At 33.9% G+C, this 24474-nt stretch carries 17 protein-coding genes and 1 tRNA gene; 16 read left to right on the top strand and 2 right to left on the bottom strand.

From position 1 onward, the window contains the following. Positions 1–83: 83 nt before the first annotated feature. Genes PZ892_RS09940 through PZ892_RS09925 form a run of 4 tightly spaced genes read left to right on the top strand, consistent with a single transcriptional unit; the run spans position 84 to position 4095 of the window. On the top strand, positions 84–1412 hold the full coding sequence (locus PZ892_RS09940) for a gluconate:H+ symporter (RefSeq protein WP_277710975.1): 1329 nt from the start codon (positions 84–86) through the stop codon (positions 1410–1412). Between the two features lie 18 nt (positions 1413–1430). Next, on the top strand, positions 1431–1901 hold the full coding sequence (locus tag PZ892_RS09935; RefSeq protein ID WP_277710974.1) for a RidA family protein: 471 nt from the start codon (positions 1431–1433) through the stop codon (positions 1899–1901). 2 nt (positions 1902–1903) lie between these two features. Continuing rightward, complete coding sequence (locus PZ892_RS09930; RefSeq protein WP_277710973.1) at positions 1904–3010, top strand: D-TA family PLP-dependent enzyme; 1107 nt, start codon at positions 1904–1906, stop codon at positions 3008–3010. A gap of 2 nt (positions 3011–3012) precedes the next feature. After that, on the top strand, positions 3013–4095 hold the full coding sequence (locus PZ892_RS09925; RefSeq protein WP_277710972.1) for a membrane dipeptidase: 1083 nt from the start codon (positions 3013–3015) through the stop codon (positions 4093–4095). 38 nt (positions 4096–4133) lie between these two features. Here the strand turns inward: PZ892_RS09925 and PZ892_RS09920 are convergent, their stop codons facing one another. Then, positions 4134–4559 (bottom strand): hypothetical protein, encoded by a 426-nt coding sequence (locus PZ892_RS09920; RefSeq protein ID WP_277710971.1) that lies wholly within the window; start codon positions 4557–4559, stop codon positions 4134–4136. 483 nt (positions 4560–5042) lie between these two features. Here PZ892_RS09920 and PZ892_RS09915 point away from each other — a divergent pair, with 483 nt between their 5' ends. The 10 genes from PZ892_RS09915 (at position 5043) to PZ892_RS09870 (ending at position 18279) form a co-directional block, all read left to right on the top strand. After that, the gene (locus PZ892_RS09915; RefSeq protein ID WP_277710970.1) at positions 5043–5567 is read left to right on the top strand and encodes a hypothetical protein; all 525 of its coding nucleotides are present in this window, start codon (positions 5043–5045) and stop codon (positions 5565–5567) included. Positions 5568–5597: 30 nt separating this feature from the next. Then, entirely contained in the window at positions 5598–6515 is a 918-nt protein-coding gene (locus PZ892_RS09910; RefSeq protein WP_277710969.1) for a hypothetical protein, read from the top strand. Positions 6516–6770: 255 nt separating this feature from the next. Beyond that, positions 6771–7244 (top strand): hypothetical protein, encoded by a 474-nt coding sequence (locus PZ892_RS09905; protein WP_094256649.1) that lies wholly within the window; start codon positions 6771–6773, stop codon positions 7242–7244. 332 nt (positions 7245–7576) lie between these two features. Continuing rightward, a complete protein-coding gene (locus tag PZ892_RS09900) occupies positions 7577–9307 on the top strand; it encodes a S41 family peptidase (RefSeq protein ID WP_277710968.1) in 1731 nt (576 codons plus the stop codon). 143 nt (positions 9308–9450) lie between these two features. Further along, positions 9451–10197, top strand: a complete 747-nt coding sequence (locus PZ892_RS09895) for a zinc ribbon domain-containing protein (protein WP_277710967.1) — start codon at positions 9451–9453, stop codon at positions 10195–10197. A gap of 9 nt (positions 10198–10206) precedes the next feature. Continuing rightward, positions 10207–10545: a hypothetical protein gene (locus tag PZ892_RS09890; protein ID WP_277710966.1), complete on the top strand. Its 339-nt coding sequence runs from the start codon at positions 10207–10209 to the stop codon at positions 10543–10545. 48 nt (positions 10546–10593) lie between these two features. Next, positions 10594–11139 (top strand): DUF805 domain-containing protein, encoded by a 546-nt coding sequence (locus PZ892_RS09885; protein WP_277710965.1) that lies wholly within the window; start codon positions 10594–10596, stop codon positions 11137–11139. Positions 11140–11370: 231 nt separating this feature from the next. Next, a complete protein-coding gene (locus PZ892_RS09880) occupies positions 11371–13905 on the top strand; it encodes a tetratricopeptide repeat protein (protein ID WP_277710964.1) in 2535 nt (844 codons plus the stop codon). Positions 13906–14497: 592 nt separating this feature from the next. After that, positions 14498–16744 (top strand): alpha-L-fucosidase, encoded by a 2247-nt coding sequence (locus PZ892_RS09875; RefSeq protein WP_277710963.1) that lies wholly within the window; start codon positions 14498–14500, stop codon positions 16742–16744. Positions 16745–16776: 32 nt separating this feature from the next. Further along, positions 16777–18279, top strand: a complete 1503-nt coding sequence (locus PZ892_RS09870; RefSeq protein ID WP_277710962.1) for an arylsulfatase — start codon at positions 16777–16779, stop codon at positions 18277–18279. A 193-nt stretch (positions 18280–18472) separates the two neighbouring features. Here PZ892_RS09870 and PZ892_RS09865 read toward each other — a convergent pair. Next, positions 18473–18546 (bottom strand) — tRNA-Ile (locus PZ892_RS09865). 244 nt (positions 18547–18790) lie between these two features. Here PZ892_RS09865 and PZ892_RS09860 point away from each other — a divergent pair. Together PZ892_RS09860 and PZ892_RS09855 are read left to right on the top strand one after the other, a co-directional pair. Next, positions 18791–21949 carry a type ISP restriction/modification enzyme gene (locus PZ892_RS09860; protein WP_277710961.1) on the top strand — a complete coding sequence of 1053 codons (3159 nt, stop codon included), beginning with the start codon at positions 18791–18793 and terminating at the stop codon, positions 21947–21949. A gap of 3 nt (positions 21950–21952) precedes the next feature. Beyond that, entirely contained in the window at positions 21953–24436 is a 2484-nt protein-coding gene (locus PZ892_RS09855) for a P-loop NTPase fold protein (protein WP_277710960.1), read from the top strand. Positions 24437–24474: the final 38 nt, after the last annotated feature.

Genomic DNA, 24474 nt, shown 5'->3' with positions numbered 1-24474 from the left:
CATATTCGTTTAGGTATTATTATTTTAGGGTATAATAACCAACGCTTTCCAGATGGAAGCTCCTAACCCTCAATATAAACTAAATGGTATTTACAGTTGTACTCCTTAGCCTACTATTGCTGATTATCTGCATCACTTATTTTAAAATAAACACTTTCCTGGCATTTTTGATAGTTTCTATCCTTACAGCAATTGTATTGGGAATTCCAATGGATAAAATTTCTCCTACAGTTGAAAAGGGGATCGGTTCAATTATGGGTGGCTTGACCTTGATTATTGTGCTCGGGGCTATGTTAGGGAAATTGATTGCAAGTAGTGGGGCTGCCGAAAATATTGCAACGGTCATGGTTCGGTTATTTGGAGTTAAACACCTACAATGGGGGATGGCATTTACTGGATTTATCGTCGGAATTCCATTATTCTACGGTGTTGGTTTTGTATTATTGGTGCCATTAATATTTTCTATTGTCTATAAATATAAATTACCCGCTGTTTATATTGGATTGCCCATGTTGGCAGCCTTATCCGTAACTCATGGCTTTATTCCACCACATCCTTCACCTGTTGCCCTGGTCGTCTTGTTTGAAGCGAATATGGGATTAACATTGATCTATGGATTATTGATCGCTATTCCAGCCATTATTATTGGAGGACCACTCTTTAGTAAAACCCTTAAACATATTACCGCAGGTAAATCTGAAGTCTTTAAACCCGAAGAAATGGTCATGGAGGATGATGGTTATCAAAAACCAGGTCCCCTGAATAGCTTTTTGACGGCTTTATTTCCAGTGATTATGATTATCCTGTTTACAGTCTTGCCTTATTTGGTATCCAAAGACAAAACTGCAATACATCAAGTTCTTGGTTTTTTGGGATCAGCAAATATTGTTATGCTGATTGCCATTATCTATGCCACCTTTTCCCTAGGGATATTTCAAGGAAGACCCATTAAAGAGGTTATGGTTATTTATGGGGAAGCTGTAAAAGATATTGCCATGATCTTGTTAATCATTGCAGGTTCTGGTGTTTACAAGGAAGTGATGGAAGCCAGTGGAGTTAGTGTAAAATTAGCAGAGAGTTTACGGGGGATGCCAATTCATCCATTGATTCTGGCATGGACGGTTACCGCCATAATCCGCGGATGCGTGGGTTCTGCAACTGTTGCTGCATTAACTGCTGCCAGTGTATTATTGCCCTTGCTACAAGCTTCAGGAGTAAATCCAAATTTACTGGTATTGGCTATTGGAGCTGGAAGTTTGATGTTTTCACATGTTAATGACTCTGGCTTTTGGATGTTTAAAGAATATTTCGGAATATCGGTAAAAGATACGTTTCGGTCTTGGTCAATTATGGAAGCCATTGTTGCCGTAGTAGGACTTATTGGCGTATTGATCTTATCTCTATTTATATAAACTTAAAATCAAAAAAATATGTTTAACGCAGATGAACACTTTGAAAAATTAGGATTGAATTTACCTCCCGCTCCAAAACCATTAGGAGTATATAAACCCTGCCTTATCGATGGTAAATATTTATACTTATCAGGGCATGGTACTGTTCAGGCTGATGGAACTTTAATTATTGGGCGTGTCGGCAAGGATATGGATATGGAAGCTGGAAAACTTGCTGCGAGGCAAGTGGGTTTGGCAATGTTAGCGACAATCAAAGCGAATTTAGGAACTCTAAATAAAGTAAAGCGCGTTATTAAGGTTTTGGGAATGGTCAACTGTACGGCTGAGTTTGAAAGACATCCGTATGTTATCAACGGTTGCAGTGAATTATTTGCCTCCGTATGGGGTGAAGAAAATGGAGTTGGGGTAAGAAGTGCAGTAGGATTTGGTTCATTGCCAGATAATATTCCCGTAGAAATTGAAGCATTATTTGAATTACATGAGGATTGATCATGGAATCTTGGTATGAAGTTCAGAATATAGATCAGCTGGCATCACCGGCATTGTTATTATATCCCAAACGGATAGCGCATAATATAGAATTACTGAAGTCAATGGTTGATCATGACAGCAGTCGGGTTCGTCCGCATGTCAAAACGCATAAAATGCTTGAAGTAAGCAAAATGATGATAGATGCAGGAATTGATCAATTTAAATGTTCGACCATTGCTGAAGCAGAAATGTTGGCCTTAGCGAATGCGAAGGATGTCTTATTAGCCTATCAACCTGTAGGTCCAAATATCAAACGTTGGCAAAAACTAATTCTTGCCTATCCCAATACGCAATTTTCCTGCCTTCTGGATAATGTAAGTTCTATTCAAGCATTGAATGATGCCGCAGTTGAAATAAATAAAGTGTTGGACTTTTACTTGGATGTAGATCTAGGTATGGGTAGGACGGGAGCGGCATTTTCCCAGATCAAGGAATTATGGGAAACTATACGTCAGCAGGAAAACTTAAGACTCCAGGGAGTTCATGGATATGATGGTCAGATAAATAATCCTGATGTTGAAGTTCGGAAGAAGGAAGCTGATTCAGGGTTTGATTTACTTCAAAAGGCTCATGACTTTCTTCAGGAACAATCAGATCAATCCTTAAAAATTGTGGTAGGAGGTTCCCCATCCTTCACTGCACATGCGGAAAGAAAAAATGTAGCCTGTAGTCCGGGAACCTTCGTGTTTTGGGATTGGGGCTATTCTGAAAAGATTCCTGAACAGAAATTTAAAGTAGCAGCTGTGCTTCTTACCCGGGTAATATCAGTAATTAATGAAAATAGAATCTGTATTGACCTCGGATATAAAGCTGTTGCCTCTGAATCTCCTTTGCCACGTGTGAAATTCTTAAATGCGAATGATGCGGTTCCTATACTTCAAAGTGAGGAACATATGGTATTAACGGTAGAGGATAGTCATAACTATCCTGTAGGCACAGCCTTATATGCCATTCCACTTCATATTTGTCCAACAGTTGCCTTATATGAAAAGGTAGCAGTGATTGAGGATAAGGAATATGCTAAAGATTGGCAGGTTATAGCTAGAAATAGGGCTTTAAATATATAAGTATGGAGGATAAGCAGCCATTTTTGATTGACGGGCATTTGGATTTGAGCATGAATGCCATGGAATGGAATCGGGATCTTCGACTTTCCATTTCTGAATTGAATCGGAGGGAAGAAGGGATGCATGATAAACCAGATCGAGGCAAGGCTACAGTATGCTTTGAGGAATTGCGAAAAGGGAATATAGGTTTAGTCGTAGCCACTCAGATCGCACGCTTTGTGGAGCCTGGAAGTTCATTGCCTGGTTGGTTTTCACCAGAACAAGCCTGGGCACAAACGCAAGGGCAGCTGGCATGGTATAAAGCAATGGAAGAAAATGGACATCTACAAATGATTTGCAATCGAAACCAATTAGATCAACATTTGCAATTATGGAATGATAGTTCAGAATCTAATGTAAATCCGATTGGCTATATACTTAGTTTGGAAGGAGCGGATTCCATCGTGAATCTTGATTATTTAGAAAAAGCCTATGCTTATGGACTCCGGGCATTGGGACCTGCACATTATGGCCCTGGTCGCTATGCCAATGGAACAGACTCCTCTGGTAGATTAAATGCTGATGGCATTGCTTTACTTCGGGAAATGGATTATTTGAAAATGATTTTGGATGCGACTCACTTGAATGATGATGCTTTTTGGGATGCCTTGGATCGGTATAAAGGTCCGATTTGGGCCAGCCATAATAATTGTCGGGTATTTGTAGACCATAACCGTCAATTCAGTGATGAAATGATTACTGCCCTTATAGATCGAGGTTCGGTAATTGGGGTAGCCTTGGATGCCTGGATGATGGTTCCAAATTGGGTGAGAGGTAAATCAACTCCTAAGGATAGTAATTGTAGTATGGAGATTATGGCTAATAATATCGATCACATTTGTCAACTTGCCGGAAATACAAACCATGTAGCCGTGGGAAGTGATTTGGATGGAGCCTTTGGAAAAGAACAGTGTCCGTATGATTTGGATACCATCGCAGATATTCAAAAGGTATTTCCAATTTTAAGGAATCGGGGCTATCAGGAAGAGGATATTATTAAAATTGCAAACGGCAATTGGTTAAGATTTATGCGAAATGCATTATAATTTAATAAAGATAGGCTTGCAATTTTGCAAGCCTTTTTTTATTGATGCGGTTCAAACTTTGGTTGTTTTAACCCTTTAAATCTAAATCCGGTCTCCTTGGGATTTGTTCTAGTGGTATTAACAATTAATTCATCAGTTTCATCGTCATAGATAAAGATTCCTTTAGAATCGTCTTCTGAGTTGTAAATTCCACCATCTTCTGTAAAAACAAGAAATGTTCTAGCTGTTGCTTTAGTATTTGATGCTGGGGTAACCTTTAATTGTCCTTCGCCAGCTGAGGTTACAGTTACAGTCGTATTATCAAAGATTTGCAAGGGGGAATTAGGTGGATAAGTAGTCATGCTCCCTTTGTAAGTACCTAAAGCAGCATCTAGAGGAACTTTGTCATCCTTGCTACAAGATGTTGATACCAATGCTATAACAGCAATAATAGCTGGGCTAAATAATTTAATTTTCAGATTCATAGTTGTTAGATGTGATTTGAACTGTAGGTGCAATTATCTTGCCAATTAAGAACTTCTGTTTTTGAGTAATCTATCCGTTCTTGGTTATTTATTAAGGAAACTAATAGCATCTTCATTCAGGAGTTGTTCAGGTATTAATCAATATTCTAAGGGATTTCTTTCTGATTTTTCCCGGATTTTGTTCGGACCTTGTTCGAATTTTTTGGGATGAGGTCCGACAGATGTCCGGAGAAGGTCCGGAGAAAGTCCGGTAAAACCATGATGTTGACTTGAATAATAATGCTGTTAGAACAAAAGGTGAATAGAAAATTTATCTACAGCCGATCTGAAATAATAGCTCTGTTGAAACAGAAAATTAGTTCACGAAACTTCAGATTTCTAGATTTCTAAAATTGAAAGGATTTGTTTGCTTTATTAATTTATGTATCTTCAATTACACCGTTTTTAATATTAGAGATAAGATTATTGTTAAATAATTGAACTATGGCGAATAATAATTTAGAAATTGAGGCTATCGAATTGATTAAATCCTTGAATCTTCCGGCATTGGTTTTGGAGATTTATAATGAAAATATTTCAGATCCGGAGTTGGATGAATTGTTAAAGTATGATTATTCTAAACCGGATTCAATTTTTGAATTGGATAAAGAAGATCAAGACAGTTATGAGGTAGATCGTTATAAACCAATTTTTGAAATGAATCATAGCCAAATTATTGCATATGATACTCAAAAGGCTGGATATATTCTTTATAATATAGAGAAGGACATTGACAACCCTGAGTATTTAACTTGGGATGGAGTTTGGTTGGAGGAAGTGAGTGTATGGTGGGAAAATGAATGGGAAGATGATGAAATAATAAAGGCAGGTAAGGCTTTAGGATTACAGTATACACCGCAAATAGTAGATGAATTAAATCAGGTGAATGATGGGACTGGATTTAGTACAACTGAGTCGAAAAATAAATGGTTGGACGAAAAGAAAAAAGCTTGGAATTTATATGTATAATTGATTTCAATAAACAACTAATAGCTTTTTATGAAAAGAACTAGCTTATTGATTCTGCTATCAGGATTAATGTTTTCGACTTTTTTATTTTCATGTAAGGATGATACTTTTAAGCCAGATTCGAAAGAGGAGGCAGCAAAATTTGAAAGTATTGAAGTTATTAAGACGAAACCTAATGCTGCAACAAATAGCTTAGTAGAGTTCAGTTATGATAATCAAAATCGATTAATAAAAACTGGCTTTTCTGAGTATGTTTATGACAAAAATGGGAAAGTTGAAAAAGTTCAGGTATATACTGATAAGAGGGAATTATGTTCTGAACATTCTTATCTATACGATCAACAGGGTCGCTTGACAGAAGTGAAATTAACTTTTCTTAGGAACCCAAATTCGATGACTGATCTTGCTGCCGATAAGCCTGTTGTTGCAAGTTTTACTTATCCATCCGGATCTAAACTTCCATCCACGATTATTACCAGGGATTTTAAATTTTCCAAAGAATTTGACTTTGGGCCGAAGGGTTTTGGAGCTCCCCAAAAGAAAGAGTATAAGTATGATGGAAATAATGTAACTGAAGTAATTATTACTGGAACTGATAATAATCCGTTCGAAGATAACGATCGACCTTATTATGCACGGTTATTTTTCAAAAAAGGAAATAAGAAGCATTTTCTTAAGGGGCTTTATGATAAATTAGGTTTTAATCCTTTAGATTATTCTGAGGTGATTTCTGAAAATCAACCTGAATTGCAGGCTTCATTTCAAAGTCGTGAACCGATCACAGATGTCCAGCCGAATTGGGAACAAGCAAGTAAATTTGTGGTTGCAGAGGATCAAAATTCCAGACCTGTAGAAGTTTCGGTCTCTATATATCCAAAAGATGTTTCGATTCATGGCGAAGATTATTTGTTATGGTCTTCCATGTATAAAATAAAATATAAAGACTAGTATTCATTTGCTAACCTACATTATTTCCATTCAAGAGATTTAATAATTTCAAAAAACATTCAAGATTTTTATTTCTGGGCAGTATCAAATGATAGGATAATATTGCCTTGAGGTTGATTGAGTTTAATTGATTGGAGAATATCCCTGATTTCAGCTATAGTTTTGTGCTTTTTCTTGAAATATATTTGTATTAAGGAAGAGGATATAGTGCTGATGATAAACAGGGAATATTTTTAAACAGTTAATTTTAATATTATGATAAGAAAATCTTTAACATGCCTAGCGATGGTAGGCACCTTGATCTTAGGAAGTTGTGGGTCAAGCCAAAAGAACGCAGCAGAGTACAACAATGCTATTATTACGGTGATCAATGGAAACGAAGCTCATATTTCCAATATGAATGCTGCCATGACCTCTGCGGATTATGCTAAAGCTGAGACAGTACGTTCCGAATGGGAGAAATCATTGTCGACTGACATCAAGAAAGTAGAAGACTTGGGCGACTTTAATGGCGATGGAGATTTTCAAAATGCCGTAGTTGCTGGTTTGAAAGAATATCAAAAAATTGTAACTGACTCGTATCCAAAATTAATTGAAATCAGAAAAAACAATGTCCAGGATCCGGCAACCGAAAGTAAGTTATTGGATGAAATCAATAATGCTTTCGAAAGTGCAGCGAACAATGTAAACAAAGCTTCCGATGCATTTGAAACTAAATACAATAAGTAGGTTAAAATAGAAATGATTATTTACAAATTGCCTCAATCGAAGATTGGGGCAATTTTGTTTTATATTTCAGAACTGAAAGGTTGGAAAGCGGAAATATCAAATACTTTGTTTAATGTTAATGCAATCCCAAGAGCGATATTGATAGACGAGAATGAAAATTTCGAAGACCTAGATTTTAAGATTAATTCCGTTCATTAAGTTGATTGACTCAAAATCAGGAAAGTTTTATTTGTTGGCTTTTTTTGTATTTTAGATTTAGTAAATCAGATACATAACTATTAATAGCCTATAAAAACGAATAATTTTCGTTGATCTTAGTTTCAGCTTTTTTTATGAGAACAATCACTTTAATTCTATTCAGTTTATTATTACATTTTTCCTATGCTAAAGGTTCTTCCCAATATGAGGTAATTAAAGTTTGGAATTTCTTAAAATATTATCACCCAGATTTAGCATCTGGAAAGATAAATGCTGATAGCCTTTTTATAAAGCATATTGATCAGAAATATAACAATGTAAATGATGTTATTTCTGCATTTACACAGGGTTTGGGTAATAACTTTACCGGAGAAGTGATTTCCAATAATGCCAAGGATGCCATCAACGCTAATCAAAATTTTGATTGGTATCGGAAGAATCCTAATATTTCAAAGGCCAACAAAAAATTGTTGGATAATATTTATAGAAATAGATATCAAGCTGAATCACATTTTTACATTCCTAAGGTAGGCCACATTGCTGAAATACCGAATGAGAAAAGCTATGATTTTCCTAAAACTGAAAATCTCCCTGAAAATTATAGGCTACTAACCTTGGCAAAGATTATAGGTGCTATTGATTATTTATACCCGCATAAATATTTAATGGCAAAGGATTCTGATCAAATATTGGAAAATCTTGTGAATGAATGTTTGACGGTAAATAATCGGAAAGACTTTGAATTAATACTGGCAAAAGCCGTTTCCACAATGGAAGATACGCATGCTTTTAAATTTTATAATCAATTGAACTTCAAAAGAGAAATTTTTCATTCTTCCTTATATGCAGCTTTTGATTTTCAAGTTAGAGAGGACTATATTCTCGTTACCGATCTAATTATCCCTGAAATCTGCGAAAAAGCTAATCTTGCAGTGGGTGATAAGATCACTTCCATCAATGGAAAAAAGATTCAAGCCATTATTGAGGAGAAAAATAAGCTTTTATCAACTTCCAACAGGGGAGGCCTACTTTATCGCTTATCAGATTATCAGAATAACTTAATTTGGCCTGATAATACCGAATCCAGAGATATTACGATTCAAAAGAATAATAGTAGCAGTATTATTCAGAGTAAAATTGATTTTATTAACCCTGCTGATAAACCTAGAATTGAACTTGTCCTAAATTTTCTTAAAGCCAAACAGCAAAATAAAAGAGAAAATAAGTCAATTGATCCTAATATTGCTTATTTCAAGATCGATCAAACATTCTCCTTTATAGAGGATGTGGAGGATGAGAATATTAATGCCGAAATGGAGAAAATTCTGAAGGAGGCGGCATCAAAAGAAGCTATGGTATTCGATATGCGTGGTTATCCAGATTGGGGTGGTTTTGTCTATACTTATGTTTATGGATACTTTTCTAAAAAGGATAATTTCTTCGGCAAGTATTTCCAACAGAATCTTAATAATGTTGGAACCTTTATTTACAATGAAAATACAGAAACCTATTTCCCAAAAGAAAAACTATACAATGATCATCCCTATAATGGGAAAGTGTTTATTATCTTAAATCAAGAAACCCTAAGTGCAAGTGAATGGAATAGCATGAACTTACAGCATATTTTTCCTCAAGCCATTACAATCGGACAACAAACTGCTGGTGCCGATGGGGATATCAAAAAGTTGGTTTTACCCGGGAATTATACCTTAGAATTTACGGGAAATGCTGTTTTTTATCCGGATGGAAAACAAGCTCAAAAAGTAGGAGTGAAGATTGATAAGAAAATAGAATACCGTGATTCCGATGTTTTAAATAAATCTGACAAAGCTATAAATTTAGTTAGGAGTTTGATGGGAAGGTAGGTTCTGTTGACTTAGAATCCAAAGAATTCTTAAGTATAATCATATTACGGGAAACCGTTTTATTACCTAAATGGCTCAATGTAATTTTATACCAGATAAATTCTAGTGTAAAACGCAGGGTATTAATTTAGTACTTAAGAATAATGGAGAAAGGTAACTTAACAAGATCTTGTATTCAATGTGGTCAATCTAATCCTATTGAGTTCAATTTTTGTTCCAATTGTGGGGCTAAAAATTCAAAGGATGAGCCGACTGTTAATCCTTCAAATTCAAACCCTCCAAATTCTATTGGGAAAGCAGGTGTCTTTATTGCTGGAGCCTTAACAGGAAGTGCATTCAATGAATTAAGCCATTCTTCTAGTGAACCTCCTTCCACTGTGGCGATTTCTACTGAATCTATTCTTAATAATTCTAACCAAGCGAATCCCAATGCAACATTAATAGACTACGATGGTAATAATATTACCGATGGTATTCTGGTTGATAATGATAATAATAATATTTCGGAAGCAATTTTTTTAGATTCAGACCAAAACGGATTGGTTGATGCCATTATGCTGGATTCAGACCAGGATGGTTTGCTTGATGCCATGATTCTAGACTCTGATGGAGATGGAATTATGGATGCAATTATTTTGGACTCGAATAAAGATGGATTATTCGATTCAATTTCTATGGACACGAATCAGGATGGTTTGGTAGATGCAATCATCCTTGATTCTGATACAGACGGAGTAGTGGATGCGATGCTGCTTGATGTTAATTATGATGGGGTAGTAGATGAGGTTTTTTTGACAGATCAGAAAGGAGTAAATCTTGATGATGTTGGAAGCGACCTTGAAAATAATGTTGATGATGATTTTGATTTCACCAGTTGGTTTGATTTATAGAAAGTATTAATGAAAATTATTCAATGTACCTCCTGTCAGTCAAAAATGACTTTAAATAGCCAAGGATATAATAGACTAAACCAATTATTTATTCAATGTCCTTATTGTAGTTCTGAATTTTGGATGGGTTTTGATGAAAACATGAACCTTAGGATTATTTCCAATCCAAAATTAACAGAAGAAATTCCTGTCAAAATAGAAGAGGATAATCCAGACAAAGAAGAGGAAAATATTATCACTGAAGAAAACTTGACTGCTAAGAAAAAGAACCTATCAATTGATGAGATCATAGTTATTTTGGCCCTTTTATTTTGTGCTTTCTATTTGATAATTAGTTATGTTAAATAATTAAAACCAACCTTTATGAATTTGGAATGCTCCAATTGTCATTGCAAGATGCAATTAAATACAGATAATATTTTAAAGGAATCAATAATAGTTCAATGTCCTAAATGTTCTCAAAAATTGCGGGTTAAAATTCCACAGCCTCAATTAAAGGAAGCAATTGTTTTAGAATCAATTGTAATGCCTGTTGTTGAACCTCCTGAAATACCTGTTATTGAACCCCCTGAAATCCCTAGAAGTTCTAAATCAAAACGTAAAAATATTTTTTCCTTTGAAGGTAGAATAGGTCGACTTGAGTTTTTTTTGACTTATCTATTTATCTATTTCCTTTCAGCAATTTTAAAACGCTTTCTTAAGGGCAGTAATGACGAAGTCTGGTATATTTTAGGAAATAGGTATGAAGAAGGATTCAGTAACAATCCAATTTTTATTATCCCAATTGTGATTTTATTGTGGGTTGGTTTTTCTCAAGGGACAAAGCGTTGTCATGATGTGGGGAAAAGTGGTTGGTACTTATTAATACCTTTTTATGTATTCTATTTAATTTTTGCAGAAGGTCAAAGATTCGATAATAAGTATGGACCAAAAATTAAATGATGGGGTTTATTAAAAATTTTAATTTGATTCGTCTATGGTATTTAATTTGCTTAGGTTAAGTTCGGATAAGAGAATTAAATACATTGACTCTGGCTTTTTACTTACTCTTCATCTTATTGTGATTGGAATTCTTTAGATTTGACTATCACACTTAAGAAGGGGATAATTTTACACAATTGTTATTCCTACTATGAAATAACGATTGGAAAAGCTAAGAAATAAGGACGAAAAATGATACTGAAACATAGGATTGGCTATAGTTACCTGAAACCTGCACTTACTGGAGTTTTCTCAGTAATGTTGCTAGCAAGTTATGCACAGGAAGATAAAAAACAAGTTGAGAATCAGCAAAATAATGAGCAAGCAGTAGGAACTCAAAAATCAGTTTTGGATTCCATCGAGATTGTTCGTGATTATCGTCCGATGTTGGCTGATGCTGTAAAGATTCGTCGTAATCCGGATATGAAGATCGACCGGAAGGCATTAGAGGTGGAATTGAGAACGATTGCTGCGGGATTGTATTATAGTAGAAACAATTTTAAAGAACCTTTTCATAGTCCTTTACCGGAAAGATATCCTAATTCTGACCGGGATAATGTAGACAATAATAGGATAGGAATCTTAGCTTATCGTGCTGGTCAATTTGACCGGGCGGTTTCTATTTTGGAAAAAGTAAAACCTGCGGATGCTTTTTACCAAAGTTCGGTAATGGCATTAGGGTCAATTGCTCTGCAAGCTGGTGATAAACAGAAGGCGAGGGCAGCATTTTACAATGCCTCCAAAATGAATTATGATAAGGAATTGAAAGCAGATGCTCTTTATAATTATGCGAAGACCTTATTTGAATTGGATTCGGTCCAAGTATCGTTGAAACCGCTTCAGGAATATATTACCATGAAATTTGCAGAGCTTGATCCAGAAGCTCAAAAAGCAGAGAATACTGAAACCCGAATGGCTCAAGTATTGATGGGAAGCAGCAATTTTCAGGCTGGGGTTTACTTATTGGAATCGTTTCAAAATAGAGAATCCAAAGCTGATATGGTTTATCAGAAGATAACCTATTATCGTGGGTTGGAATTTTATAATGAGCGTGCCTTCGAGAATAGTATTTCCATGTTTATGCGTTCAGAGAAAGTTCCTTTTGATCCAGAAATGGCAGCATTGGCAACCTATTGGAAAGCGGAGGCGATGTATGAAGTTCGCAAGTATGGCGAGGCTGTAGATAATTTCTCTAGATTTTTACAGATGCCGGCTGCTAGAACCACGAATTTATACAATTATGCAAACTATGCCTTAGCGTATTCAGCCTTCCGTATTAACCGCTATAGTGTTGCTGCTGATTATTTTGAGCGTTTTTTAGCATCTGATGAGGGTTCATTGGATAAAAATGTGCGTTATGATGTGATGGCTCGATTAGGCGATTCTTATCTATCTATGCGTAATTATGGACGTGCTAATGAATACTATGATCAGCTGATCGCCAATAAGGCTCCGAATCAGGATTACGCCTTGTTTCAACATGGTATTATCCAAGGCTTGCAAGGCGACAATGATGCTAAGTTAAATACTTTGAGATCAGTCGTTGAACAGTTTCCAAATTCCAATTATGCAGATGATGTGGCTTTTGAAATTCCATATATATCTTTCGTAAAAGGGGATTATGAAGTTGCTATCGAAGGACTACAAAAGATGATCGACAAATACCCGAGAAGTAGTTATGTACCCCGGGCATTGATGACCATCGGCTTGGTTCAATACAATATGAGTGATAATGAAGCTGCGATGGCTACCTTTCAAAAGGTTGTAAAGGATTACTCGAAGACAGGCGAGGCTGCACAAGCATTGTTATCAATAGAGAATATCTATTTGGATCAAGGTGATGCAACAAGCTATATTCAATATGCTACGAGTACCAATATCACTGATTTAAGTGAGGGTGAACAAGATAACCTGGCATTTCAAGCCGGAAATACTTTGTTTAACAGAGGACAATATGGTCCTGCTGTGGAGGCAATTAATGCTTATTTCGATAAATTTCCGAAACCAAGGCAAGAGAAGCATGCACGCTATATTCGTGGGGTGAGTTTATTCCATACAGGTCGTCCTGAAGAGGCATTGCACGATCTGAATATTATCTTGAATGATTGGACGAGTCAGTATACGGAGAAAACCTTGATGACAGTAGCTGCTTTATATTTGAGTTTGAAAGAATATAATGAGGCAATTGTACACTTGAAAAAACTGGAGCTTAATTCTGACTACAAGGATAATTATGGTTATGCTGTTACTAATTTGATGATCTGTTATTACGAATTAGGGGATTATGAGCAAATGGATAAGTATATCGAGTTGGTTAAGAATAATGCAAAAGCTACGGAAGAGGAAATTGCTACCGCTCATTTATACAGTGCAAAAGCTATGGCTCAGCAAGGTAAAAAGCAGTCAGCGTTGAAAGAATTGAACCTGGCGGCCCTAAAAAGTCATGCAGCAGTTAGTGCTGAAGCACGATACAATGTTGCACAAATGCAATATGATAATAAGGAGTACGACAAGGCTCAGAAATCGGCTTTTGATGTCATTGAAAACATGGATTCCCATGATTATTGGGTAGCAAAAAGTTTTATCCTGCTAGCAGATACTTATGCTCGCAAAGGGGATGCTCTACAGGCTAGAAAAACATTGGAAAGTGTGATTGAAAATTATACTGAAGATGATGATGTGATTCCAGCAGCAAAAGAACGTTTGCAGAAAATGAAAAAGAAGTAGAAGGGATTAGTTAGTTGGTGGTTATTCGATCGAGTAATGCTTAGGTATTAACATTCCTTAATGGATTGAAAATAAAATAAATTAAACATCCTAGTAAACTAAATAATAAAGATATTATAACCCAAAATGTTTTTTTCAAGTTGCTTAGGGAATGATTTGTCATTATGGAATATAATGTATAACCATAAATAGAAACTACTATAGTTGTTATTACTATATATAAAATATTGCTCGTATTGAAAAGAAAGAGAAAATCCATAACTCAGCAAATTGGTTAAATATAAAAATAAGATAATAATTGAATAAAATCTTAAGGAGCCTTTAAACTAAATTAAAGGCTCTTAATGTTTTATAAGATTTTATTAATGCTTTCAAGAGGATATCCCGCGCTCGCTGTCATTCCTTTTCCTCCGATTCCTGTTAAGGTATGAACTTTATTATGGTTATATACAATTTATATTTTTAAGTATTTGCAATTCGAAGGAATAGGCTAATGGAGGTTTAGTTTATGCTAAAATTGGCTCAATTAATCCTAAAGTGAACCATTAAATTTATAATTATTTTGACCTTATTTAGCCGAAAAGAAAAAAAAATGAACAAAAGAATCAATTTACTTTTACTCTTAAGTTGTGTAACATCCTTAGCAATCAGTCAAGAACTACTAAAAGGTAATTCACTTCCAATAAAGAATACTTATAGTATCAATCAATCGGATACACCTGAAGAAATTATCAGAAAAGCAGCTCACGTTGTTCCAACAAAAAACCAATATGATGCCCTCAAAGATGAATTCATCGCCTTTATTCATATTGGACCGAATACATTTACTAAAATGGAATGGGGAAATGGAAAAGAGGATCCTACAATATTTGATCTTAAAACCTTAGATACTGATCAATGGTGTAAAAGCATGAAAGATGCTGGCATGACCAAGGTAATTTTTACTGCAAAACATCATGATGGATTTGTTTTATGGCAAAGTCGCTATACCAAGCACGGTGTTATGTCCACAGGTTTTAGAAACGGAAATGGTGATGTCTTGAAAGATTTGGCGGCATCATGTCAAAAATTTGGGCTTAAATTGGGAATTTATTTATCTCCAGCAGACTTATACCAAATAGAAAATCCGGATGGTTTGTATGGTAATTTAAGTGAGTATTCAGATAGGATTATCCCAAGAAAAGTTGAAGGTAGACCATTTAAGAATAATCAAACCTTTAAATTTAATGTAGACGATTACAATGACTATTTTCTAAATCAATTATTTGAATTATTAACAGAGTATGGTCCAATCCATGAGGTCTGGTTTGATGGTGCACATCCAAAAACAAAGGGTGGGCAAAAATATAATCGGGTAGCCTGGAAAAAATTAATTCATACCCTTGCACCAGATGCTATCATCTTTGGAATGGAAGATTTGCGTTGGTGTGGCAATGAAGCAGGAGGCACAAGACCAACGGAGTGGAATGTAATTCCTTATGCTCAAGATCCGCTTACCTTAGATACGCATAAAGATTTAACTGATCAAGACTTAGGCAGCAGGGAAGCGATAAAGGGTGCGAAATTTTTACATTATCAGCCTGCAGAAACGAACACTTCCATACGTGAAGGTTGGTTTTATAGGGATGATAATTTCCAGAAAGTAAGAAGTACAGATGATGTGTTTGACATTTATGAAAGATCTGTAGGAGGGAATTCTATATTCTTATTGAATATTCCGCCTAATCGTGAAGGGAAATTCTCTCCAGAAGATGTAAAGGTTTTGGAGGAAGTCGGTGAAAGAATTAAATCAACTTATTCCAATAATTTATTAAGGAATGCTAAGATTGATAAATCATTAATTGATGGTGATTTAAAAACAAAACTAGTTTTAAAGTCCAGTCAAGTTCAGATTGAAATCCCTCTTTCTAAGAAAACTAACTTAAATAGATTTGTGATTCAAGAAGCGATCGATACCAATGGGGAACGAATTGAAAAGCTTGCATTAGATGCTTGGATTGATGGAAGTTGGAAAGAAATCAGCCATAGTACAAATGTAGGTTTTAAGAGGATTTTACGCTTTCCTCAAGTAAATACTAGTAAATTACGTTTGAGAATATTAGAAAGCAGAGCAATTCCGGTATTAAGTGAAATAGGAGCATATTTAGCGCCTAATACTCTTCCTCAACTGGAAATTTCACGTAATGCTAGTGGTAAAATTACAATCCAACCTAAAAAACATGAATTTGGATGGAAACCACATGGTGAAGATGTCTTAAAAAATCTAAGTGCAGATTATAAAATCTTCTATACGACCGATGGAACAAAACCTAATAAAAACTCAAATTTATATCAGGGTGAATTCCTTCCTAATAGTAATCATATTAATGCCATAGCGATCTCAAAAGATGGCCAAGTTGGATCTGTAGTTGAAAAGGAAATCGGAATTGAAAAAAAGGATTGGAAAATCATTGATAAAAGTTCAGAAACTAAAGGTCATGAGTCAAATTTAATGTTTGATGAAAATCCGAGTACTCATTGGAATTCTCAATCTGATAATAATGTTCATTTTGTAAGCATCGATTTAGGAAAAACTGAACTATTAAAGAGTTTTGCATATACCCCTCAACGCCAGAATGAAAAAGGAATGCTAGAGTTGGGGAAAATTTATAGTAGTAATGATGGGACAACTTGGGAGCTAATTGATTCATTTGAATTTGGTAATTTAATCAATGATCCTACAACCAGGACATTTAGATTTAAAAACCCTGTGAAAACAAAATTCATTAAAATTGAAGCGGTAAAAATAGCTAGGGATGATAAATCACTTAGTATAGCAGAATTAGACTTCTTTAATTAATATATTAAGGCAAACCGGATAAATAATTGATTATGCATTTATTTAATTTCAAATCTATATTGCTTTCCATAGGGCTTATCTTAGTTAATTGGAGTTTATTTGCTCAAGAACATTTAAATAACAAACCGAATATTGTCTATATCTATGCAGATGATTTGGGGTATGGAGAACTTGGTTCCTATGGTCAAAAGTTAATTCAGACTCCAAATTTGGATAAATTAGCTAAAGAAGGAGTTCGTTTTACTCAACATTACAGTTCAGCTCCAGTTTGTGCTCCCTCGCGTGCTATGTTGATGACGGGAAAGCATTCAGGGAAATCTTATATCCGTGGGAATTACGAATTAGGAGGGTTTCAAGATGATAAAGAAGGAGGGCAGATGCCGCTGCCAGAAGGAGTTTTAACCATCCCTAAAATGTTAAAATCCGTTGGATATAAGACTGGCATTGTTGGCAAATGGGGTTTAGGAATGGCTAATACTACAGGTGATCCCCAAAAACAAGGCTTTGATTATGCCTACGGATATCTAGATCAGAAACAAGCCCATAATTTTTATCCAACGCACCTTTGGGAAAATGGTAAATGGGATACTTTAGAAAATGAATATCGCTTTGTTCATGAACAATTCGATCCTAAGAATCTCAAGAATGAGGATTTCGAAAAATTTACAGGAAAGGAGTATTCTCCAGAGAAAATGACTTCAAAAGCTTTGGGATTTATCGAAGAGAATAAAAAGAGTCCTTTCTTTTTGTATTTACCTTATACGATTCCGCATGTGTCCTTACAAGCTCCAGAAGCGTATATCAAGAAATATATTGGAAAATTCCCTGGAGAACAACCATATCTAGGTGAGAATGGATATGTTCCATCTCAATACCCTCTTTCCACCTATGCTGCGATGATAACCTATCTGGATGACCAGGTGGGAATTATCCTTGCTAAACTCAAGGAACTTGGGCTTGATGAAAACACCATAGTCATGTTTTCAAGTGATAATGGGGCAACATTCAATGGTGGGGTACAGCCAAAGTACTTCAATAGTGTCGGGGGGCTCAGAGGTCTTAAAATGGACGTCTATGAGGGGGGAATCAGAGTGCCATTCATTGCCAAATGGCCGAATAAATTTCCAAAGGATAATGTTTCTGACCATATTTCTGTTCAATATGACTTGATGGCAACATTAGCAGATTTGCTGAAAATTGAAAATATTCCTACTGATGGTGAATCCATGATGCCCACATTACTCGGAAAAGATCATAATCTAAATGAACGTTATTTATATTTTGAATATCCTGAAAAAGGTGGTCAAATTGCGATTCGAAAAGGTAAATGGAAAGCAGTAAAAACTAATGTAAAGAAGCAAGGCTATAAAAATACAACTTGGGAGCTTTATAACCTTGAAAATGATCCCATGGAGGAAAAGGATTTGGCAAGCTCTAATGCAGATTTATTGAAAACTTTTGATGAAGTTGTCTTAAAAGAGCATCAACCTTCTCATATTAAAGAATGGGAATTTATTAATCCGTTATTTAATTAGAATAAAAAAATAACAAATTAGGCTGTCCAATTAGTTTGGGCAGCCTAATTTATTTGGAGGATTTTTATTTCATTAGAAGATTTACTAAAGCCATAGATATCAAACCTAAATGATTAGCAATGAATGAAAACAGAATTTCTTTAAAACGAAAAAAGCCGTTTATTCTATTCAGAATAAACGGCTTTTTGATTTGTGCGCCCACCTGGGCTCAAACCAGGGACCAAAAGATTATGAGTCTTCTACTCTAACCGACTGAGCTATAGGCGCGGTTATTTTTTGTGTTAAAAAATGGGATAAAAATTCAAAACTAGCTTATAAACTAGAGCAGTTAGAAATTCAAAAATCTGAGAATTAATTACTTTTACTGCCGTAGGCCACATCTTCACTCATCATTCATTTAAAGGTGATGAGTGAGGATGTCTCATTTTATTACGTCTTATTTTGATTTATTCCTTTCACTTATTTTAACTAATTTTAAAACAGTTTAAACCATATTCATTAGCTTAAATAAATGGATTTTTCAGTAAAACAATACATTAATAATATAAATCGACTTTATATTACAGGTAATGCTCGTGAACATTCGTATAGAGGAGATTTACAACGATTATTATCATCTATATTGCCAAAAGATATATTAGTGACCAATGAGCCTGCTCGTGTAGAATGTGGGGCTCCCGACTATGTATTGACAAAAGGTGTTGTAAATATCCCAGTCGGCTACATTGAGGCTAAAGATGTCAATGTAGATCTAAAGAGCAAAACTCTCAAGGAGCAATTTGATCGCTATCGATTAGGATTGTCCAATCTAATAATTACAGATTACTTACATTTCGTGTTTTATAAAGATGGTGAGTATGTCGTAGAGATTCGTATCGCACAAATTAAGAATGGAAATATTATTGGAATAAATGCAAATTTTGATCAATTCGAGACTTTAATCAAAAACTTTGCAGAAACCATAACGCAGACCATTAAGTCACCTACAAAACTTGCGAAACTGATGGCAGGCAAGGCTCGACTAATGGCAAATGTGATTGAGCAATCATTAGATTCCGATGATGCTCAAGAGAAAAATTCTTCGCTAAAGGGTCAAATGCTTTCGTTTAAGCAAATGCTTATACATGACATTACTAATCGCTCATTTTCAGATATATACGCGCAAACCATTGCTTATGGTATGTTTGCAGCACGTTATCATGACCCATCTTTGCCGACATTCTCACGGATTGAAGCAGCAGAATTGATCCCTAAATCAAATCCTTTTCTCCGTAAATTGTTTCAAGATATTGCAGGATTTGACGTAGATAGCCGTATCGTATGGATTGTGGATGAATTAGTGACGATATTTTTAGCGACAGATGTAGCCAAGATTATGAAAACGTTTGGTCGTTCGACCAAAATGGAAGATCCCATTATACATTTCTACGAAACGTTTTTGGCGGAGTATGACAAATCTTTGCGCAAGGCACTTGGAGTTTGGTATACACCACAACCGGTGGTGAATTTTATTGTGCGTGCAGTAGATGATATTTTGAAAGACGAATTTGGTTTGGCTAAAGGGTTAGCCGATAATTCAAAATCGAAAATCACAGTCAAAGTTCCTACGCACGACAAACGCTACAAAGCAGGAGTAGTGGATTACGAAAAAGAAGTGCATCGTGTACAAGTACTCGATCCAGCTACGGGTACGGGGACATTTTTGGCAGAAATGATAAAGCATATTCATAGCAAATTCAAGGGAATGGAAGGTATGTGGCAGAAGTATGTCAAAGAAGACCTTATCCCACGTATGAATGGCTTTGAATTATTGATGGCTTCGTATGCTATGGCGCATCTCAAAATGGATATGCTCCTAACCGAAACAGGCTATGTAGCCGATAACAATCAGCGTTTTCGAATATTCTTGACCAATTCGCTCGAAGAAGCGCATCCCGATAGCAATACGCTATTCAGTTCGTGGCTTTCGGACGAATCCAATCAAGCCAATGAAGTCAAAAAAGATACACCTGTGATGGTGGTTATGGGGAATCCTCCTTATTCTGTGAGTAGCACCAATAAAAGCCCTTGGATTGAAAATTTAGTAGCCGATTATAAAAGAGACTTGAACGAACGAAATATAAATCCTTTATCTGATGACTATATAAAATTTATTCGGTATGGACAGCATTTTATAGATAAAAATGGTACAGGTATTCTTGCATATATATCTAATAATAGTTTTATAGATGGTATTATCCATAGACAAATGCGTAAATCTTTATTGGAATCATTTGATAAAATATTTTTAGTTGATTTACATGGAAATGCTAAGAAAAAAGAAGTATCACTAGATGGAGGCATCGATCAAAATGTATTTGATATAATGCAAGGTGTATCAATTAACATTTTTATAAAAACAGGAAAGAAGAATAGGGATAAATTTGCAAAAGTTTATCATTACGATTTGTTTGGTAAAAGAGAAGAAAAATATAAAGTCTTAGGGAGTAGCCATATAAAATCGTTTCAGTGGAGTGAGGTGAATTTAAATAAAAAAACATATTTATTTAAAAATCAAGACTTAAAGCTCTTAACTTTTTATAATTCTCAATTAAATGTTGAAAAGCTATTTACTTTAAATGCAACAGGAATAAAAACTGAAAGAGATGATTTTGTAATTAAATATACTAAAATCGATGTAAACCAAACAATCGAAGATTTGAAGAATCTTGATTTAGAGACTTTAAGATATAAGTACCAATTAAAGCCAGATGGAAGAGATTGGAAATTAATTAATGCGAAAAATGACGTAATTAATAGCAATTTTGAAAAGATTAAACTTCAATATAGACCGTTTGATATAAGATATTCTATCTATACTGGAAACAGCAAGGGTTTTATGGCTTATCCTCGTCATAAAATTATGAAACATCTTGCATTTGATAATATAGCATTTATTACTACAAGGTTAAATAGGGGTTTAAGTACTGGATATGTGTTTTTAAGTAGTGTAGTTCTAGATTTACATTTGTTAGATAGCGCAGCAGATTCTTTGCAAACTTTCCCCCTTTACCTATATCCCGACACGAATGGACAATTAAGTACAGATGAACATCATGGGCGTGTACCTAATCTAAACAAAGAAATTGTAGCTGAAATAGCTAAAAGATTGGGGCTAATGTTTACCAATGAAAAGGAAGTTACAGAAGGTACATTTGGACCTATAGATATCTTAGATTATATCTATGCAGTATTACATTCACCTGCCTATCGCGAGAAATACAAGGAATTTTTGAAGGTTGATTTTCCACGAGTTCCTTATCCAACAGATCCGACAGCATTTTGGCAATTGGTTGAACTTGGGGGACAAATTCGTGTATTACATCTTTTAGAAAGCAAGAAATTAGAAGATTTGATTACCTCATATCCTGTAGGAGGTAACAACATCGTAGGCAAGTCAATATTCAAAGATGGTAAAGTCTATATTAATGAAACGCAGTATTTTGACAATGTTCCCCAGCTTGCTTGGAATTTCTACATTGGAGGTTACCAACCTGCTCAAAAATGGCTTAAAGAACGTAAAGACCGCGAACTTGACTTTGATGATGTGTTGCATTATCAAAAAATGATTGTTTCGCTTACAGAAACTGATCGACTAATGAAGGAAATAGATAAAGTATTGGAGGTGTAGTTGATGATAAATTATTTTGATAAAATTTTAGAATCATTAAATTTTAAAAGATTATTCCCACCAATGTGGCAATATGAATTTGATGAAAAAAAATATTTTAAAGAGTTGAAATTATCAAAATCTGTTAATTGCTTTATTATAGCTATAGTTTTATTAGGTTTTGGTGATTTTATCTTAAATAGATATGGAAAAGTAGTTATAGAGTTTTTAAAATCTAACTATAAAATTGATCAGACTTTACAAGTTTTTGTTTACTATTTTTTAGTAATTCATGTAGCTATAGTATTAATAAATCGGTTAAGACACGGTTACTTAATAACTATCAATTCTTTATTGTATTCGGTTGCTGTTTTATTCGTTTATAACGAACTGATTGCTAATAGATTTTTTCAATTAAATGATTTGTCAGAATATATCCAAAACATTTTTTTAGTGTTTTTGATATATTTTTTAATTTATTCAAGTAGATGGTCTTTGTATTATGTGAGACTAGATACACAAAATAATAATTATCAATTTGTGTTAGATAATGTTAATTCATCTGATTTGTTTAATTATTCGGGATTAAGTAAAGAACTGACTAAATTTATTCACAATACAGAATCTGAACAAGCATTTAATATTGGTGTTGTAGGTAGTTGGGGAGATGGTAAAACATTTTTTTCAAATTTGGTTAAAAATGAATTGGAAAAATATAGAGATGATTACATAATTATAGAATTTAATCCTTGGCAATATGAATCTACTAATTTGATTGATAATTTCTTTACTGAATTAATATCCACTACTAAATTTCTAAACAAGGATCTGACTACAGATATTGAGAAATACGTTAATCTTATATCTGATAGCTATGAAAATGATAAATTAAATATTTCATTTAAACTTTTATCAATTTTGAATGGGAAAAAGTCAGTAATAGAGCTAAAACAAGAGATTTCTAATAAATTAAAATTGTCAAGAAAAAAAATTCTTGTTATTGTAGATGATACTGATAGACTCGATAGTCAAGAATTAATGAGTGTTTTAAAGTTAATCAGAAATTCTGCTAATTTTTCAAATACATTTTTTATAGCAGGGATTGATGTTGATTATGTATACTCAAAAATTGATAATTATAAATATATTGAAAAGATTTTTAATGTCTTGATATCCTTACCAATTCTTAGTCAAGATTTATATGAAAAAACTATAGTGGATAAATTTGAAAATGAGTTCGATGATCCTAAATTAATTGATTCATTAAGAGAGTTATTAAGAAATAAATCTTTTGTATCTATAATTAGAAATTTAAGACAGGTAAATCGTTTAATTAATTCATTGAAAATTGCCTACAATAAATTAAGAGGTAATATAGATTATACAGATTTGTTGATTCTTGAAGCCATTAAATCTAGTAATACAATTTTATATAATAGTATACTTAATAATGAGGATTTCATCAATAATTTTGTTAAAGATGATAATAGACTTGATCCATGTGAGGAAAATTTAATGCAGAATAATTTAAATAAATGTCAAGAATCTCATTTTAGGAATTTTTTCGAAATTTTATTAACTGATAATGAAAATATTAAAGGTTACTCTAAGCAAAATAGACTGTTATATTTTAACTATGCAAATTATGGATTAGATATAATTGAATTTTTCGATATTATTGAAAAGTCAACCTCTGAAATTGCAGATAAATTCAACGATTGGTTATCAGAAGGTGAGATGATTAAAAAAGATCTATTTAGCATACTTTTAATCTTTTTAAACGATAATAAGACTAAAAAATTAATACCTGCTTTACTAGAGTTAAAAGATCCTAAATTCTCACGTGATGTAATTATTTCAGGATTCCTTAATAAAATTGCTTTACCAGATGATTTATATAATTTATTAAGAGAAATGCTTGACTATTATGATGAAGGTAATAGTTTTCAGAATAAAATGGTAATCTTCGAAGTTGTTTCGGATATAGTTTTAAGAATTTTAAGATTGAGTTCAGAAAATGTTAAATTTTTAAAAAGTGAATTTAAAAATAAAGTTTTAGAATTTTATATTAGTACTCTAAAGTATTTGATTAATAAGAATGAAGATGTTAAAATGGTTTTTGAAATTTTTAAGTTATCAACCGTAGAGATTAACTCTGATCGTTACAACTACGATGATAGGATTGTAAAGCTTGTTAAAGATTATGTTTCTAAGGGTAATAATTTTATTAAATTAATAGAAGAAATACTAATTGGTAAAAAATGGTCTGGAAATTATGATGATTTTACTAGAGAAATTCAAATATCAATTTACCTCAAAATACTTTTTTCAGAATCTGAAACCAAAACTCTAATTAATAAGAACTATCCAAAAACAAAAATACCTCACATAGAATTTTTAAAACATTATATTGATGAGTTTTATTTACATAATAAGTCATCAACTTTTACAAAGTATGTAAATGATGAACATTTACACAATCAATTTTTGAAATACTATAATAAATAGGATTTCTATTATTTCAAAATTGGATGTTTATTATTATC

The sequence above is a fragment of the Sphingobacterium sp. WM genome (assembly GCF_029542465.1).
Taxonomy (GTDB): Bacteria; Bacteroidota; Bacteroidia; order Sphingobacteriales; family Sphingobacteriaceae; genus Sphingobacterium; species Sphingobacterium cellulitidis.
Note: the sequence above shows the minus strand (reverse complement) of the source record. Positions and strands in the feature narration are given on the sequence as shown.

Bases quoted from the DNA above. Each gene is read 5' to 3' on its own strand.
- PZ892_RS09940 (WP_277710975.1), top strand. From the start codon at position 84: ATGGTATTTACAGTTGTACTCCTTAGCCTACTATTGCTGATTATCTGC.
- PZ892_RS09935 (WP_277710974.1), top strand. From the start codon at position 1,431: ATGTTTAACGCAGATGAACACTTTGAAAAATTAGGATTGAATTTACCT.
- PZ892_RS09930 (WP_277710973.1), top strand. From the start codon at position 1,904: ATGGAATCTTGGTATGAAGTTCAGAATATAGATCAGCTGGCATCACCG.
- PZ892_RS09925 (WP_277710972.1), top strand. From the start codon at position 3,013: ATGGAGGATAAGCAGCCATTTTTGATTGACGGGCATTTGGATTTGAGC.
- PZ892_RS09920 (WP_277710971.1), bottom strand. From the start codon at position 4,559: ATGAATCTGAAAATTAAATTATTTAGCCCAGCTATTATTGCTGTTATA.
- PZ892_RS09915 (WP_277710970.1), top strand. From the start codon at position 5,043: ATGGCGAATAATAATTTAGAAATTGAGGCTATCGAATTGATTAAATCC.
- PZ892_RS09910 (WP_277710969.1), top strand. From the start codon at position 5,598: ATGAAAAGAACTAGCTTATTGATTCTGCTATCAGGATTAATGTTTTCG.
- PZ892_RS09905 (WP_094256649.1), top strand. From the start codon at position 6,771: ATGATAAGAAAATCTTTAACATGCCTAGCGATGGTAGGCACCTTGATC.
- PZ892_RS09900 (WP_277710968.1), top strand. From the start codon at position 7,577: ATGAGAACAATCACTTTAATTCTATTCAGTTTATTATTACATTTTTCC.
- PZ892_RS09895 (WP_277710967.1), top strand. From the start codon at position 9,451: ATGGAGAAAGGTAACTTAACAAGATCTTGTATTCAATGTGGTCAATCT.
- PZ892_RS09890 (WP_277710966.1), top strand. From the start codon at position 10,207: ATGAAAATTATTCAATGTACCTCCTGTCAGTCAAAAATGACTTTAAAT.
- PZ892_RS09885 (WP_277710965.1), top strand. From the start codon at position 10,594: ATGCAATTAAATACAGATAATATTTTAAAGGAATCAATAATAGTTCAA.
- PZ892_RS09880 (WP_277710964.1), top strand. From the start codon at position 11,371: ATGATACTGAAACATAGGATTGGCTATAGTTACCTGAAACCTGCACTT.
- PZ892_RS09875 (WP_277710963.1), top strand. From the start codon at position 14,498: ATGAACAAAAGAATCAATTTACTTTTACTCTTAAGTTGTGTAACATCC.
- PZ892_RS09870 (WP_277710962.1), top strand. From the start codon at position 16,777: ATGCATTTATTTAATTTCAAATCTATATTGCTTTCCATAGGGCTTATC.
- PZ892_RS09860 (WP_277710961.1), top strand. From the start codon at position 18,791: ATGGATTTTTCAGTAAAACAATACATTAATAATATAAATCGACTTTAT.
- PZ892_RS09855 (WP_277710960.1), top strand. From the start codon at position 21,953: ATGATAAATTATTTTGATAAAATTTTAGAATCATTAAATTTTAAAAGA.